Source organism: Microcoleus sp. CZ3-B2 (genome assembly GCF_036705055.1).
Classification (GTDB): Bacteria; Cyanobacteriota; Cyanobacteriia; order Cyanobacteriales; family Microcoleaceae; genus Microcoleus.
The window spans coordinates 78544-94135 of sequence record NZ_JAUBTN010000009.1; the positions used below are offsets into that span (position 1 = coordinate 78544).

Annotated in this window: 15 protein-coding genes; 13 read left to right on the forward strand and 2 right to left on the reverse strand. The window is 45.7% G+C overall.

Going from position 1 to position 15592, the window contains the following annotated elements; genetic code table 11:
• The first annotated feature begins 344 nt into the window (after window positions 1-344).
• From QUA97_RS06020 to QUA97_RS06045, 6 genes are all read left to right on the forward strand, one after another.
• The gene (locus QUA97_RS06020; protein WP_333193947.1) at window positions 345-2390 is read left to right on the forward strand and encodes an NAD(P)H-quinone oxidoreductase subunit 5; all 2046 of its coding nucleotides are present in this window, start codon (window positions 345-347) and stop codon (window positions 2388-2390) included.
• A 479-nt stretch (window positions 2391-2869) separates the two neighbouring features.
• A complete protein-coding gene (ndhD1, locus tag QUA97_RS06025) occupies window positions 2870-4453 on the forward strand; it encodes a photosynthetic/respiratory NAD(P)H-quinone oxidoreductase subunit D1 (protein ID WP_194067345.1) in 1584 nt (527 codons plus the stop codon).
• A gap of 161 nt (window positions 4454-4614) precedes the next feature.
• A complete protein-coding gene (locus tag QUA97_RS06030) occupies window positions 4615-5196 on the forward strand; it encodes a DUF6000 family protein (RefSeq protein ID WP_333193893.1) in 582 nt (193 codons plus the stop codon).
• Between the two features lie 84 nt (window positions 5197-5280).
• Window positions 5281-5520 (forward strand): hypothetical protein, encoded by a 240-nt coding sequence (locus QUA97_RS06035; RefSeq protein ID WP_194067343.1) that lies wholly within the window; start codon window positions 5281-5283, stop codon window positions 5518-5520.
• Between the two features lie 56 nt (window positions 5521-5576).
• Window positions 5577-5849, forward strand: a complete 273-nt coding sequence (locus QUA97_RS06040; protein WP_172190858.1) for a hypothetical protein — start codon at window positions 5577-5579, stop codon at window positions 5847-5849.
• Window positions 5846-6211 (forward strand): clan AA aspartic protease, encoded by a 366-nt coding sequence (locus tag QUA97_RS06045; RefSeq protein ID WP_194067342.1) that lies wholly within the window; start codon window positions 5846-5848, stop codon window positions 6209-6211. The genes QUA97_RS06040 and QUA97_RS06045 overlap by 4 nt, the downstream gene beginning before the upstream one ends.
• Before the next feature lie 59 nt (window positions 6212-6270).
• Here the strand turns inward: QUA97_RS06045 and QUA97_RS06050 are convergent, their stop codons facing one another.
• The gene (locus QUA97_RS06050; protein WP_194067341.1) at window positions 6271-6432 is read right to left on the reverse strand and encodes a hypothetical protein; all 162 of its coding nucleotides are present in this window, start codon (window positions 6430-6432) and stop codon (window positions 6271-6273) included.
• Window positions 6433-6434: 2 nt separating this feature from the next.
• Between QUA97_RS06050 and QUA97_RS06055 the strand changes: the two genes are divergently transcribed.
• The 4 genes from QUA97_RS06055 (at window position 6435) to QUA97_RS06065 (ending at window position 7974) form a co-directional block, all read left to right on the forward strand.
• A complete protein-coding gene (locus QUA97_RS06055) occupies window positions 6435-6653 on the forward strand; it encodes a hypothetical protein (protein WP_194067340.1) in 219 nt (72 codons plus the stop codon).
• A complete protein-coding gene (locus QUA97_RS28255; protein WP_442922484.1) occupies window positions 6650-6919 on the forward strand; it encodes a type II toxin-antitoxin system RelE family toxin in 270 nt (89 codons plus the stop codon). Before QUA97_RS06055 ends, QUA97_RS28255 begins: the two co-directional genes overlap by 4 nt.
• A 101-nt stretch (window positions 6920-7020) precedes the next feature.
• Complete coding sequence (locus QUA97_RS06060; protein ID WP_194067339.1) at window positions 7021-7257, forward strand: type II toxin-antitoxin system Phd/YefM family antitoxin; 237 nt, start codon at window positions 7021-7023, stop codon at window positions 7255-7257.
• A 327-nt stretch (window positions 7258-7584) separates the two neighbouring features.
• A complete protein-coding gene (locus QUA97_RS06065) occupies window positions 7585-7974 on the forward strand; it encodes a hypothetical protein (RefSeq protein WP_194067338.1) in 390 nt (129 codons plus the stop codon).
• 78 nt (window positions 7975-8052) lie between these two features.
• Here QUA97_RS06065 and QUA97_RS06070 read toward each other — a convergent pair whose 3' ends face one another.
• Window positions 8053-10563, reverse strand: coding sequence for an ATP-binding protein (locus QUA97_RS06070; RefSeq protein ID WP_333193898.1), 2511 nt, complete (start codon window positions 10561-10563; stop codon window positions 8053-8055).
• A gap of 317 nt (window positions 10564-10880) precedes the next feature.
• Here QUA97_RS06070 and QUA97_RS06075 point away from each other — a divergent pair, with 317 nt between their 5' ends.
• The 3 genes from QUA97_RS06075 to QUA97_RS06085 all read left to right on the forward strand — a co-directional run bounded on the left by QUA97_RS06075 (window position 10881) and on the right by QUA97_RS06085 (window position 15587).
• The gene (locus QUA97_RS06075; RefSeq protein WP_333193900.1) at window positions 10881-12269 is read left to right on the forward strand and encodes an AAA family ATPase; all 1389 of its coding nucleotides are present in this window, start codon (window positions 10881-10883) and stop codon (window positions 12267-12269) included.
• Window positions 12266-12904, forward strand: coding sequence for a retron system putative HNH endonuclease (locus tag QUA97_RS06080; protein WP_194067336.1), 639 nt, complete (start codon window positions 12266-12268; stop codon window positions 12902-12904). The genes QUA97_RS06075 and QUA97_RS06080 overlap by 4 nt, the downstream gene beginning before the upstream one ends.
• Window positions 12905-13556: 652 nt before the next feature.
• A complete protein-coding gene (locus tag QUA97_RS06085; RefSeq protein WP_333193903.1) occupies window positions 13557-15587 on the forward strand; it encodes a bifunctional serine/threonine-protein kinase/formylglycine-generating enzyme family protein in 2031 nt (676 codons plus the stop codon).
• Window positions 15588-15592: the final 5 nt, after the last annotated feature.

The following is a 15592-nucleotide window of genomic DNA, read 5'->3' on the forward strand; positions in this document are numbered from 1 at the left end:
ATTTGGAATTCCCCATTTATTTCGATCGGCCATCCGACGGCACCTCAGTAGAGGCAGAAACCGAGTTTTTTTACGAAAATACGGCGTATATCGCCTGATATCGATAAAAACCCGGTTTCTTGAGTCGATCGGCTCTAAAAGTGTATTGATTTGTCAATCTATCTTTAGGAATAGATTGAAAGCGAACAAGATCGATCGGGAAAAAATAAAGCAGTTCTCAAGCATTGTCGATCGGCAATACTGAAAAATTGGAGCGAGTATTTTTGCCCAGTGGCGCAGGCGTGTGTCACAATTGTTTACAGTTTTGGCAATATCTAGTAGAAACTTTAAACAACCTATCAGTCATGGAACTGCTTTATCAATACGCTTGGCTGATTCCAGTCCTGCCGCTGGCAGGCGCAATGCTAGTAGGTTTAGGCTTAATCACCTTTAACCAGGCAACCAACAAACTCCGACAAGCGAATGCGATCTTCATCGTCTCCACGCTGGGAGGGTCAATGGTACTATCTTTCGCATTGCTGTGGAGTCAACTACAGGGCCACGCACCCTACACCCGCAATATTGAGTGGGCCTCTGCTGGCGACTTCTCGCTAAAAATGGGCTATATCATCGACCCCCTGACGGCGGTAATGCTGGCGATCGTCACCACGGTCGCCTTTTTGGTGATGATTTATACCGACGGGTACATGGCTCACGATGACGGGTACGTGCGATTTTACGCCTACCTCAGCATCTTCAGCGCCTCAATGTTAGGTCTAGTCCTCAGCCCGAACATCATTCAGGTTTACATTTTCTGGGAACTCGTAGGTATGTGTTCATACCTGCTAGTCGGATTTTGGTACGATCGCAAACCCGCAGCAGACGCTTGCCAAAAAGCCTTCGTCACCAACCGCGTCGGCGACTTCGGCCTGCTGCTGGGCATCCTCGGCATTTACTGGGCCACCGGCAGCTTTGAATTTGAGGTGATGGGCGAACGCCTGCACTCCCTAGTCGAATCCGGGGCCCTTTCGGCGACTCTAGCGACAATCTTCGGTGTTTTGATCTTTTTGGGCCCAGTCGCCAAATCCGCTCAATTCCCCCTCCACGTCTGGCTCCCAGACGCAATGGAAGGCCCCACACCGATTTCAGCCTTGATTCACGCGGCCACGATGGTAGCCGCCGGAGTCTTCCTGATCGCTAGGATGTACCCAGTATTGGAAGGTCTGCCTGAAGTCATGAATCTGATCGCCTGCACCGGCTGTTTTACAGCATTCATGGGTGCTTCGATCGCAATTACGCAAAATGACATCAAAAAAGGCTTAGCCTACTCCACCATCTCCCAATTGGGCTACATGGTCATGGCAATGGGCGTCGGCGCCTACAGTGCCGGACTGTTCCACTTAATGACCCACGCTTACTTCAAAGCAATGCTGTTCCTGTGCTCAGGTTCAGTCATTCACGGCATGGAAGATGTCGTCGGCCACAACCCAGCTCTGGCTCAAGACATGAGAGTCATGGGGGGCTTGCGTAAATATATGCCAATTACCGCTTCTTGCTTTTTAATCGGTAATTTAGCAATCTGCGGCATTCCGCCCTTTGCAGGTTTTTGGTCAAAAGACGAAATCCTCGCCCAAGCTTTTCACGCTAATCCCGCTCTCTGGGCGGTGAGTTGGCTGACTGCGGGCATGACCGCGTTTTATATGTTTCGGATGTATTTCAGCACCTTTGAGGGCGAATTCCGGGGCAATAACAGCGCCATCAAGCAACGACTCCTACAACCGAATCTGGTTTTCGGCCCCGGAGCGATGAATGTTAAGGAATTGGCACCCACTGGCGAAAGTCACGGCGAACACGACCATTTTCCTCACGAATCTCCTCTGACAATGGCTCTGCCGTTGGTGTTGCTGGCTGTACCTTCAGTATTTATCGGTTTTGTCGGTACGCCGTTTGCTAATTATTTCGAGCAGTTTGTGCGCGCGCCAGGGGAATCTCTCGAAGAAGTTTTGCAACACGCGGCTGAGTTTGATTTGACGGAATTCCTCATCATGGGCGGGAGCTCTGTAGGTATTGCTTTGCTTGGCATTACTTTGGCTTCTCTGATGTATTTGAGCCGGAAAATTGACCCGAGTGCGGTAGCTGCAAAAATCAAACCGCTTTACGAGTTCTCTCTCAACAAGTGGTATCTCGACGATATCAATGAAGTTCTCTTTGTCAAAGGCAGCCGCCGTTTAGCGCGACAAGTCATGGAAGTGGATTTGCGAGTTGTCGATGGTATTGTCAACTTGACAGGGTTTCTGACTCTAGTTACGGGCGAAGGTTTGAAATACTTTGAAAGCGGTCGCGCTCAATTTTACGCCCTGATCGTGTTTGTCGCAGTTCTGGGTTTTGCGATCGTTTCGGGAGTCAGTTAAATCTGTAGGGAAATGGCAATGCCTATTGGTCTCAACAATCGCCTGAAACCTTTTGTCTTTCTCCTTTACTGCCGAGGTCTGATCCCCCTAAATCCCCCTTAAGAAGAGGGACTTTGAGCAGATTCTTGTCCCACCCCCTACTCCCCTTTTTAAGGGGGGCTAGGGGGGATCTGGCCTCGGAGATCGACGAGAGATACAAAGGTTTTCAGGCGATTGTTGAGACGCCTTGGGCGAAGCGAAGCGGAGGGATTGCCGTATCCCCACCAAGAGATATTTTAAGAAATGCTATTAGCTCAATAACTCACAATTGACAATTAGCCAATAGATGTACATCTTTGATTAAACTCAATTTGTGCGATCGCACAAATTGTCGCAAATATAGCAAAAACAAATGTTTCGTATAAAGAAAGTATAAAATTTATAGGAAAACGGTTAAAATATGTTTAAACCTAATAGTTGATGGCTAATTTTAAAACGCAATGGATACAGCTAATTTCCCCTGGTTAACAACAACAATTCTGTTTCCCATTGCTGCGTCCTTGCTGATTCCTTTGATTCCCGACAAGGATGGCAAGACGGTGCGCTGGTATGCACTAATTGTAGGTTTGATCGATTTTGCTCTGCTTGTTTACGCTTTTTGCACTCATTACGACTTCAGCAATCCAGATTTGCAACTGGTAGAAAGCTATACTTGGGTACAGCAACTCGATTTAAATTGGTCGGTGGGTGCTGACGGTTTGTCGATGCCGCTGATTTTGCTGACTGGTTTTATTACTACGCTGGCTACTTTAGCAGCTTGGCCAGTCACATTTAAACCGAAGCTTTTTTACTTTTTGATGCTGGTCATGTACGGCGGACAAATCGCAGTTTTTGCCGTACAGGATATGTTGCTGTTTTTCCTAGTTTGGGAACTGGAATTAGTCCCTATTTACCTAATTTTGTCCATCTGGGGCGGCAAGAAGCGCCTCTACGCAGCAACTAAGTTTATCCTGTACACCGCAGGCGGTTCGCTGTTTATTTTGGTGGGTGCGCTGACGATGGCGTTTTATGGCGATACCGTGACTTTCGATATGCGGGCGATCGCGCTTAAAGACTTCGCCCCCAATATAGAATTGCTTCTGTACGCAGGTTTCTTAATAGCCTACGGCGTCAAACTGCCAATTTTTCCCCTCCACACTTGGCTCCCCGACGCTCACGGCGAAGCCACCGCACCCGCCCATATGTTGCTAGCAGGAATTCTCCTGAAAATGGGCGGTTACGCTTTACTGCGGATGAATGCGGGAATGCTCCCCGACGCTCACGCTACCTTCGCACCGCTGTTAGTAATTTTGGGCGTAGTTAACATTGTTTACGCCGCCTTAACTTCTTTTGCTCAGCGCAATTTGAAGCGGAAAATTGCTTATTCTTCGATTTCGCACATGGGCTTTGTGCTGATTGGGATAGCTTCGTTTACCGATTTGGGAATTAGCGGTGCAATGCTGCAAATGGTTTCCCACGGTTTAATCGGGGCGAGTTTGTTCTTTATGGTAGGTTGCACTTACGATCGCACCCACACCCTCATGCTCGACGAAATGGGCGGTGTCGGGCAGAAAATGCGTAAGGTTTTTGCGATGTGGACTGCTTGTTCTATGGCTTCTTTGGCTTTGCCGGGAATGAGCGGTTTTGTAGCAGAATTGATGGTGTTTGTGGGTTTTGCAACCAGCGATGCTTACAATCCGGTGTTTAAGGTTTGCGTGGTATTTCTAGCCGCTGTTGGGGTGATTTTGACTCCGATTTATCTGCTGTCGATGCTGCGGGAAATCTTCTACGGCCCGGAAAACAAGCAATTGGTGGAACACGAAGAGTTGGTGGATGCGGAACCGCGAGAAGTGTTTATTATTGCGGCTCTGTTAGTGCCGATTATTGGCATTGGTTTGTATCCAAAGATGCTGACTCAGGTTTACGATGCGACTACTTCACAGTTGACTGCAAAGTTGCGGGCTTCTGTACCGTCGCTTGTGGCTAAGGCTGCTGATAAAACGGTGGCTCTGCGCGCTCCGGCGATCGAGCCGAGCAAGTTGTGATTTAAACTGGATTTAGGAAGAAAACCCCCAAACCATTTTAGAAATAAGGTTTGGGGGTTTTCTATTTTTTTGGGGCTGGAACTTGTCTATTAGGTTTGCATCAATTTGCGATGATGTTATCTTTGAGATGTTTAGTCTTAACAATTTCATACTCAAACACAATGACAGACTATATTAAAGAGCATTATGTCAAGCCACTTTATCTCAAGGTTTTACACGGTAACTTTTTAGGGATTGGTAAAGATATAGATGCGTTTGTGGACTTGACAAAAGTTGCTCTAGATGAAGTAACTGACAAAGAACTGATCCAGATGTATAACGGTTGTTGGAGACATACAATTACCGCAAGTTGGTTTTGTGGAATTGGGCGCTTTCCACAACATCTCAAGAAAATTGAAACTTTGCTGATTCCAAGTCAAACTTGTTATGCAGGACAATTTCATTGTTTTGCGTTAGCTCGTCTTGACAATGCTGAGTCGGTAAGAATTTTGCGATCGTATTTAGACACATACTTACCCGTTGGCGCTCGACAATACGACCAAAAATGGGCTATTGGAGCATTATGGTGGTTAGATCGCAGGCATGGAACAGATTATGCACAGGTTTATCTAGAAAACCCCGATAATTGGAAACTTGGATATCGAGACCAAGAGTATGGGACACTAAGCGCAGAGGAAGGAATTCTCCACTTTCAAAAGGTTATGGACTTTGTAGACAAATATTTCCCAGAATTTACGGCGTAGATAGCTCCGCTTTCTAGATATCGATTTGCCAGGAAGAAGCGATAATAGATAATATGCCATTTTAATTCTAAGAGTGTGCTAGCCATGACTGAGTTACTGGAGCGTGCGATCGCTAAGTTGAAAACCTTGTCTGCAAGTGAGCAAGATGCTTTAGCGAAGCCCTCGAAGAGGATCGCCTCAATGATTTTGGAAGAACTTCAAGACGATCTAAAATGGGATCGAGCATTTGCGAGTTCTCCCGATGCTCTTGCCAAACTTGCAGCCTCCGCAATGGCTGAGTATCACGCAGGTAAAACCCAAAAACTCGATCCAGAAACCTTGTGAAGTAGTGAGCTATCATATCCATAACAAGAGCAAGAGTTATAAAAAAGAGGAAATGTATGCAAACAATCCTTTTGAGTCGTGAAGAAGTCGCTCGTCGTGCGAAACATTTGTATGAAAGCACCATCCGCCAAAAAATTGAATTAGAAGAGAATATTGGCAAGATGGTCATCATTGATATAGAAACAGGTGACTACGAAGTTGATAAAACTGGGCTAAAAGCCGCACGTAGTCTGATGGCAAAGCATCCGTATGCTCGACTTTTTGGCATTCGTATTGGTTACAATGTGGCTGCTTCGTTGGGTGGTGTAATGGAGCGTGTCAACAAGTGATTTCTGGTATTGTGACGGATCGGCACGCGATCGTCGCGTTGACGTTTCTCCTCCCAAGCGGCTCTACTTTCCCGATCGAGTTTGTCATAGATACGGGCTTCACTGACTACCTATGTTTGCCACCGGAGGCAGTTACCTTACTGGGGTTGCCGTTTCTGTACGATATGCCTGTAAACTTAGCAGATAACAGTGAAGTCCTAGTAGCAGTTCACGAAGCAATCATCCTTTGGGACGGGGAAGAACGAGAAGTTCGTGTATTTGCTACAGGGCGAAGGCCTCTGATTGGAACTGCTTTGCTGGACGAGCAAGAACTTGTGATTCAGTTCACTGAGGGGGGGTTAGTGACGATTGATGAGTTGTAGTTTCCAACGCTCGATCGCAAAACCCAATACTTTAAAATTACCATTTGGTCGATCGCCATTCAATTCGGTACGATCGCCCTTTTAGTTTCTAGCATTATTTTTTTAGGGAAAGTGCGAGCTTTGGAAAGGTCGATCGCACCCTCGCAAGTTTCGATTCGCTCAACTTGCCAGGAAGAAGCGATAATAAATAATATGCCATTTTTATTGTAAGAGTGTGCCAACTATGACTGAGTTACTTGAGCGTGCGATCGCTAAGTTGAAAACCTTGTCTGCAAGTGAACAAGATGCGATCGCCTCAATGATTTTGGAAGAACTTCAAGACGATCTGAGATGGGATCGAGCATTTGCGAGTTCTCCCGATGTTCTTGCTAAACTTGCAGCCTCCGCAATGGCTGAGTATCACGCAGGTAAAACCCAAGAACTCGATCCAGAAACATTGTGAAGTCTCGTACTACAACCGAATTCCGTACATCTTTTGCCACACTGCCAAAACAAGTTCAAGAGCAAACACGCGAAGCATATCGCCAATTCAAGGAAAACCCAAGTTATCCAAGTCTGCGTTTCAAAAAAGTGCATCCAGAGTTACCAATCTACTCTGCTCGAATTAGCAACAACTATCGAGCCGTTGGTCAGTTGGATGGAGATACCGTGATCTGGTTTTGGGTAGGTTCACACGCAGAGTACGACAGGTTGCTATCTCACTTATAATGGTTATTTCATCTACTTTAGTTTAACTTTATCAGAACGTTCACTGCGGTTGTTGAGAAAGACCATGAAACTGCTTTTGAGCTTTATACTGAGGCATTTTTATGTTGAACGAGACAGTTGATGAAATCCAGCGCGATCCTTCAAAGTATCTGCGTCAAGTGGAAGCAGGTGCAACTTTTGTTATCCTGCTTGCAGATAAGCCGATCGCCGAACTAAGACCTATTTCTAGCAGCAAGCAATTACGACCATTCGGTTTGTGTGCAGGCGAGTTTACCGTTCCAGATGATTTCGACGATCCTTTGCCGGAAGATATCCTCAGTGCATTTGAAGGTAAATGAAGATTCTGCTAGATACGCACATCTTTTTATGGTTCATCAGTGGTGACAGTTATCAACAGATGTTCGAGATGCAATTCGCTATCCAGATAATTATGTAGCAGTTCAGGGTTATTTGCCGTCGCACAACTTAACTTAACCGCTGAAGAGTTTTTAGAGTCTTGGTAACATTAAAGGGAATACTAACCAAACTGCAACTCATCCTAAAAACCATCGAAGGTACCCGCATTACTTGCCAAACCATCCCTTGATGACTCATCATTATGTTGATGATTGTTTCATTCTGATAACTCAATTAATATGCGATCGCTCCTCTTGACTCTAGCTCTCATGTGTTTAGCCACCCCCGCTGTTGCCGCAACCTGCGAAGAAAGCTTTCAAAAAAAGGGAGACTTTTTCAATGGTGCTGCCTTTTCTGCGCGTGTTCAGGTTGAGGGATTATCGATAGAAAGAGCATTTTCCCAATTACGACCCATTTTGGCCCGCGAGAGCATCAGAACGATCAGCACCGATGTGAGCGCAGGTGTAATGAAAGCTGAAAATCCCGCAACAGCATTTCAGCGTGCTTTGCCGATCGATGTTTTTGCCTCAGCCGACGGAAATCTATTAACTGTCGAGATGATCTTTACCATTCCCAGCGGCGTGGGCGCAAGTAGGGATACCGTGAAGCGATACTTGTGCGGTGCGCTAAATCAATTGTTGCCCAAAACTACAAACTAATATTTAACCGTAGATCGATCGCCCTTCTCTTCAAGCTCGATCGCTCTTTTAGTTTCCAGTCTGGCGAACTAAAATTGCTTAAGATTCAGCAGGGATCTGGAATGATGAAATAATCGATTGCCGAATGGGGATCTGAATTACAAACTCAGTGCCTGAGCCAGGTGTAGAAAAACACTTGATTTTACCGCGATGTTTTTCAGTAATGATTTGATAACTAATCGACATTCCCAAACCCGTACCTTTACCGATCGCTTTAGTAGTAAAAAAGGGGTCAAAAATGCGCTGCTTCACTGGGTCTGGCATACCGATTCCGTTATCAGCGATCGCCACCTCCACCCATTGATTGTCGATCGCAGAAGTCCGAATCGTAATCTGGTTTGGGGTATCTTTAAGCTCCTGATAGGAGCGTTTGGTATTCATCTCATCTAGGGCATCCAGGGCATTGACCAAAATATTCATGAATACCTGATTGAGTTGTCCGGGGAAACATTCCACCTTCGGCAAAGTGCCATAGTCTTTGATTACTACCACACCTGGACACTCTGGTTTATCTTTGAGCCGGTGTTGCAAAATCAGCAATGTACTTTCAATTCCCTCATGAATATCAACATCTTTGAAGTCTGCTTCATCCATGCGAGAAAAATTTCGCAACGAGAGAACAATACTGCGAATTCGATCGGTGCCTACCTTCATAGATGAAATTATCTTTTGGATATCTTCTGTGAGGAATTCCAAATCAATTTCCTCTGCCATTGCTTGCACGTCTGGATCGTTGCTGGGATGGCGCTGTTGATAGAGTTCGATCATCCGCAGCAGATCTTGGGTGTATTCGTCCAGGTAGGTGAGATTACCGTGGATGAAGTTGACCGGGTTATTGATTTCATGGGCAATTCCCGCAACCAACTGTCCCAAGCTAGACATTTTTTCGCTTTGGATAACTTGCATCTGAGCTTTTTGCAGTTCGTTGAGGGTCGTCTCCAGTTCTTTAGCTTGTGCAGTGGAGGAGATTGCTAGTTCTTCGATCGCAGCAACCTGGGGCAGACTTGTCCAGCAAGCAATTGCCACCCCCACAAATGCCAGCGTCATCAACACAATAATCAGCAGATAGGGATTGTTGGTTCCGGCTTCTACCCGCAGCCAGGATCTGATCAGCCAACTGATCGTCGCTGTACCACAAATCAGCGCAATCAACATTGCAACCTGAAACACTATAAAATCTTCGTTTTTAGGAGGAATTACTGGCTTGGTATGGAGTCGATCCCACCACGGTAAGTGCAAAGGTGCCCAAGGAATCCGCCGAATTGCCGCGTCGATCGCGATCGCTGCTAACGGCAACAGCAATCCGAGACCAAAATCCATCCATCCCCAGGCAACACCACCCACCACCAGGGAAATGAACTCCACCACCAGTAATGCTAAGGATAGTCGCCCCCAACGCACGACTGGATCGTTGCGCTGCATCCACAGCCCCAAGTGGAACCCCATGATAGAAATGAAAAAACTCACCCCTGACACCACGACAATTCGAGTGGTGTTGCCCCAGACTAAAAATCCTAAACTACAGATAAAGGTTAGCAGCAGGGCGGGTTCTAGGGAACCCCGACGGGACACTGCACCAAACACTGGAGACAACAGCCCATCCTGCGCGAGTTGGAAAAGGATGCGGGGCGTATTGCAAACGCTAGTGGCAGATCCCAACAAACAGCTAGCAGCAACCAGCAAAGTGACTATGACAGGGGCAGCGTCTCCCCAGAAAGGCTTGGCAGCCACCAAGAAATTGCCGTACAAATTGCCTTCTAAACCGGAAGCGGTTGCCAACTGCACCAACACTAAAGTGCCACCGACAAACACCAGAGGCATGAACCAGGCAACCCAAGACAGGGCCTTGAGGGTGTCTTTTGGGTGGAGACTGTCTGCTACAAAGGATGAAGCTGTGTCACAGCCATAGAAGCTATAAGCGGCAAACAAGTACCATTTCAGCCAGTCCTGGACACTGATGGCATCAATGCTGCTGGGCAAGAGTCCGGGGCTTTGGGGCGCAAAGGCAAGCCAGCCTAAACCCTGAACGCAGAAGAGGAGTAAAAAGCCGATCGAAGGAAAGACAAAAAAGAGGTGCAGAATGGCGACGGCGCGGGTGCCACTGAATGCTAAAAAGTAAGCGATCGCAGTAAAACCGATCTCAAACACTTTTTCTGGAATACTCAGCCCCATCGGTTCTAAATGGAATTGGATCAAATCTGTGATGACGATCGCATTAATGGTCGGAAAGGAAACCCACCCCAAGAAGTAGGCAATCCCCAAGTAGCGGGAAAGGGCAGGGTAACGATCGAGCAGTCGCGTAATGTAATTGGGTGTTCCCCCAGATATATCTGGATATTTCTCACCCAAACTCTGAACTTGAAGGTTAAACAGAATTCCGACGATCGCACCAGGAATCCAGACCAACAGCGATGCCGAGCCAATTTCTGCTTGCATCGACGGCGCTAAGGTAAACCACATAAGATATCCAACTACACTAAACCCCCAAGCTTCCGCAGAGGACATGGTGCGCCGGAGGCGATTCAGAAATGGCAAGCGATCTATTTCCATAACAAGCAGATAGGGGTAATCGTGTTTTGATACAAGTGTAATTTCCACAATCAAGAAAAAAACAAATACCTAGTGTTTCCTTCTAGGGATTAAAATTCTCAGCTCGATCTGATGTAGCGATGAAAGATTGAGGCAATCAGTTGAGGTTGCCAGCGATCGTAATACTCAATACCAAATACTTCAAAATTACCAGTGAATCAAGCGCCATTCAATGAGCGTGCGTTAGCGAAGCTTGCAGAAGAGGATCGCTCTCTTAGTTTCTAGTCCGATCGTTCTTTTTTGTGAGACATATAGATATCCTATAATTAAAGCTGTTGGTGTCGTACTACAATGATTTCTATGCTACAAATTACAAGCTGAATACCGAGCGACAGTGGGACATTACCATGAGAATTGACCGACTAGAAATCGAAAACTTCAAGAAATTTTCAGACTATACTCTTGACTTGCATCCCCAATTTACCTTGCTAGTTGGGGACAATGGCACAGGTAAAACGACGATCCTCGATGCTTTGGCGATCGCGGCTGGAATTTGGCTGGTCAACTCCCCCGACACAACCCTCAACAATAGCCGCCGTAACATTCTTCCCTCAGAAATTCGCTTAGAAGCCATCGAATCCGGCACCATCACCCAATATATAGAACGAAAACCCGTCCAGATTAAAGCGATCGGCACGATTAACAGTCAGCCAGTCCAATGGCTCAGACAAATCAAAACTAACGGCTCTAGAACCTCCAACACAGCCAAACAAGCTCTAGAAATTATCTCCACTTTATTTCAACAGGTTGAAGCAGGCGAAAAAATTTGGCTACCCATCATCGCCTACTACGGAGCAGGTCGAGCTTGGCTACCCTCCAACCAACGTGACCCCAAAGCAACTACCCATACCAGCCCCGCCCGCCGTTGGGATGCCTTCTATGACTGCTTTGAAGAACGGATTAGAATCGCCGATCTCCATACTTGGTTCCTGAAAGAAGCGATCGCTTCGGTCAATCGACAGGGACAAATGCGCCCTGGTTACAACGTGGTAAAGTTTGCTATTTTGCATTGTATTCCCAACGCAGATGACCTATGGTTTGATCCAGAGCGATCGGAAATTGTTGTTTCCATCCAAGGCAACCCCCAACCCTTTAGTAACCTTAGTGCAGGTCAAAAAATGATGGTAGGTCTAATTGCCGATATTGCCATCAAAATCGTTACTCAAAATGCCTCTTTCCTATCAGAATATATATCTATTCAAGAATTGCCTCTGATTTTGCAAGAAACACCAGGGCTAGTCTTAATTGATGAAATAGATGTACATCTCCATCCGAAATGGCAACGTCAAGTTGTGAATGACCTCACCAAAACCTTCCCCTCAATCCAGTTTGTTTGCACTTCCCATTCGCCGCTTGTTATTGGTGAAGTCGAAGCAAGCTGTATTAGAAACCTCGAACGTGATGAAGAAACTGGCAAAGTTGTTTCTACAATTCCCTTAGAATCTTATGGTCTTGATGCCAACCGAATACTAGAGGAGCAGATGGGATCGTCAGAACGTAATCAAGAGGTCGCAGACAAGCTTCACGCTCTTTTTAGACTAATTGATAATGAGAATTTTGATGGTGCACGTAAAGCTATGATTCCCATTGGTGAAAAAATTGGACACCAAGCTCCTGAGATTACTCAAGCTCGATCGCTGATTAAATTCTTAGAAGGTAATGAATGAGAAATATCCAGAAAAAGACCGAACCAACGTCGTTGACACAGCATCGCTGCAATACAAATACTGACTATGATAACTATGCCGAAAAAGATGACCTGAGAGCAAGTCTGGTGAGCGAGCAAAGAGGAATTTGCTGTTACTGTATGCAACGGATTTGTCCTGACTCAGAAAACATGAAAATTGAACACTGGCAAAGCCAAGATATATACCCTCAGAGACAGCTAGAATACAATAATCTCCTTGGGGCTTGTCGAGGAGGAGAAGGGCAAAAGAAAGATCAACAGCACTGTGACACAAAAAAAGGAAATCTCGATCTAACTTTTAACCCTGCCAATCCATCTCATAACGTCGAAGGTAAAATACGTTTCTTGGGAGACGGTACAGTTGAATCAAATGATCTCCAATTTAATAAAGAAATCAAGGAAGTCTTGAATTTGAATGAAGGTGCGTTGGTTCGTAATCGTAAAGGAGTATTAGAAGCCTTTCGCCAAGGATTGATTCAAAAACACCCCTCTGATGCAGATATACGAAAAGCACTACGCAAGTGGAATGGCGATAATGGAGCAGAACTCGAACCATTTTGCCAGGTTGTTGTTTATTATCTTCGTAAAAAGATTGCGAAAATGAAATCAAAATAACTTCTGAATGAACTTTTCAAAATGCGATCGAAGATCTCCTCCCAGAACCGATCGCCATTAGAGGGAGGAGGACGCATCATTCTGTCAGCATGGCACCGAGGGAGAGACAAAACAGATGCTACACGTTGGCTTTGCCAAATCGTTGCAGAATGTTAAATAAATTTTCTTGTGTTTGATGAGAATGATTAGACTGAAACTATAGCAGTTCTCAGTAACATAAGGTACGCCTCTAGATGAGTCGATACAGATTCTGAACGATCGTAATGAATATGTACCAGATGGCAATCGAAATATCAACGAACATTTTTTCAGGCATCCCTCAAATTATAAGCTGCGGGTCAAGTTGGTTGCTAATTGCACTGAGTGCGTTGCGAAAATAGGTCGATCGACCTAATATTTTTTACTTTCAAATCGATTTCTCATAACTCTTGTGGGGAGTAGGGGTTAGGCATCCTGCCCGCCATAAAGCTTAACATTCTGCCCGCCTGAAACGTTAATTTTGAATAAAGGACAAAGGACAGTTGACAAATTGCGATCGCTCCCCGAGCAGGCATAAAAGATATATGATAATCTTTTACAAATTTTTACGGCTCCATGAGGAACCCGAAAAGATATATCATTATCTTAACCGGATCATTTCTTCCCCAAGGATATGTTCTACTGCTCAAATCCAAGGTGCTCTAATCCTTTCAATCCCGACAACTCTAAATTTTGTCAAAGTTGCGGCGAATCAGACCTCACGCCTCTCTTCAGAAACCGCTACCGCGTGATTCGACTGTTGGGCGAAGGGGGATTTGGCAGAACTTATGAAGCGGTAGATACCGATCGCATGGACGATCCGTGCGTAATTAAGCAGTTTGTACCCCAATTTCAAGGAACCTCAGCACTTGAAAAAGCCGCACAATTGTTTAAAGAAGAAGCGAAACGGCTTTACGAACTCGGCGAACATCCCCAAATCCCTCGATTAATTGCTTATTTTGAACAAGACAAGCGGCTTTATTTAGTACAAGAATTGATTGAAGGGCAAAATTTACTGGCTGAATTAACTCAGCAGGGCGCTTTTAACGAAGAAAAAATTTGGCAGTTACTGGCAGATATTTTACCGATTCTGAAATTTGTGCACGATCGCCATGTCATTCACCGAGACATCAAACTTGAGAATATCATCCGCCGCCGCACCTCAGCCAGCTCATCCATGCCAAAAGCTGCAAATTTTCGCAATTCTGCTTTCCGCAGAGGAGGGCGGGGAGAATTAGTTTTGATTGATTTCGGCGTTTCCAAACAAGTGACGGGCTCGCTGATGAGCAAAGTCGGCACCACCGTAGGAACGCCCGGATATTCGCCGATGGAACAAATGCGGGGTCAAGTTTTCCCCGGAAGCGATTTATATAGTTTGGGGATAACTTGTCTCAGACTGCTAACTAAATGTTTGCCACAAGTTGACGGTTCCGATGACCTTTACGATCCGATTAACGGCGGCTGGATTTGGAGAGAACGCTTACCAGCCGGCACAAAAATCAGCAGCGAATTGGCAATAATTTTAGATAAATTAATTCAAGATTATCTCAAAAATAGATATCAATCGGCTGATGAAGTAATCAAAGCTTTAAATCTCTATTCTCTACCTCCCCCACCTCACTGTGGTAAGGGCGGACAACTTACTTTAAATTATCCTCAGCCCAAGGCAGCTCTACCTCCGCTCAATGCTTATTTGACCGAAATTGAACAACTTGCTCTCAATAGTCAGAGCCAGCAAAGCCGACAAATCAACAGCAATATCTCTGTTAATCCGAGTGGAAAATTCCACACCAATCCGCCTCCCAACAAGGGATCGCAAAGTATTGCTACTGTCAAAAGTACCTTTGAATTTCAGGTAGTTACAGTAGACAATCGCGGGCAGCAAACTAATCTTAACAGCCGCAAAGCGCGTTTTTTTGAAGAACATATCGGCAGCGGTACAGTCATGGAAATGGTATCTGTTCCTGGCGGTACTTTCCTGATGGGCAGCCAAAAAGATCGGGGTGACAGCGACGAAAAACCACAGCATTCAGTAACTTTAGCTGCTTTCTATATTGGTAAATTTCCAGTCACTCAGTCCCAATGGACTGCTGTTGCAGCGCTGCCGGAAATTAAAATGTTTCTCAATCCTGAGCCTTCCCGTTTTAAAGGTGTAAATCGACCGATTGAAAATGTATCTTGGTACGAAGCGGTGGAGTTTTGCGCTAGACTTTCTCACAAAACTGGTAAGAAGTATAGCTTGCCTAGCGAGGCGCAGTGGGAATATGCTTGCCGGGGGCAAACTATGACGGCGTTTCACTTTGGGGAAACGATTACTAGCGAGTTAGCAAATTACAACGGAAATGCTAATTATGCTGATGCGCCGAAGGGAGTTTATCGATTTCAAACTACAGATGTTGGCAGTTTTAAACCAAATGCTTTCGGATTGTACGATTTCCACGGCAATGTATGGGAATGGTGCGCGGATGCTTGGCACAGTAATTATAAAGGTGCGCCTGTTGATGGCAGTGTTTGGGAGTCTGGCGGCGACTATTCGCTGAGGTTGTTACGGGGGGGTTCTTGGAACGATCGCCCTCCGAATTGTCGCAGCGCGTGCCGTCTCAGATATCAGCCGGATTGTAAGGCTAGTATTGTAGGTTTTCGTGTGGTTGTTTCTGTTGTTTGATATTG

Excerpts from the sequence above, each read along its gene's own strand:
- ndhD1 (WP_194067345.1), top strand. The coding sequence starts at position 2,870 with ATGGATACAGCTAATTTCCCCTGGTTAACAACAACAATTCTGTTTCCC.
- QUA97_RS06020 (WP_333193947.1), top strand. The coding sequence starts at position 345 with ATGGAACTGCTTTATCAATACGCTTGGCTGATTCCAGTCCTGCCGCTG.
- QUA97_RS06085 (WP_333193903.1), top strand. The coding sequence starts at position 13,557 with ATGTTCTACTGCTCAAATCCAAGGTGCTCTAATCCTTTCAATCCCGAC.
- QUA97_RS06080 (WP_194067336.1), top strand. The coding sequence starts at position 12,266 with ATGAGAAATATCCAGAAAAAGACCGAACCAACGTCGTTGACACAGCAT.
- QUA97_RS06070 (WP_333193898.1), bottom strand. The coding sequence starts at position 10,563 with ATGGAAATAGATCGCTTGCCATTTCTGAATCGCCTCCGGCGCACCATG.
- QUA97_RS06040 (WP_172190858.1), top strand. The coding sequence starts at position 5,577 with ATGCAAACAATCCTTTTGAGTCGTGAAGAAGTCGCTCGTCGTGCGAAA.
- QUA97_RS06065 (WP_194067338.1), top strand. The coding sequence starts at position 7,585 with ATGTGTTTAGCCACCCCCGCTGTTGCCGCAACCTGCGAAGAAAGCTTT.
- QUA97_RS06030 (WP_333193893.1), top strand. The coding sequence starts at position 4,615 with ATGACAGACTATATTAAAGAGCATTATGTCAAGCCACTTTATCTCAAG.
- QUA97_RS06055 (WP_194067340.1), top strand. The coding sequence starts at position 6,435 with ATGACTGAGTTACTTGAGCGTGCGATCGCTAAGTTGAAAACCTTGTCT.
- QUA97_RS06035 (WP_194067343.1), top strand. The coding sequence starts at position 5,281 with ATGACTGAGTTACTGGAGCGTGCGATCGCTAAGTTGAAAACCTTGTCT.
- QUA97_RS06060 (WP_194067339.1), top strand. The coding sequence starts at position 7,021 with ATGTTGAACGAGACAGTTGATGAAATCCAGCGCGATCCTTCAAAGTAT.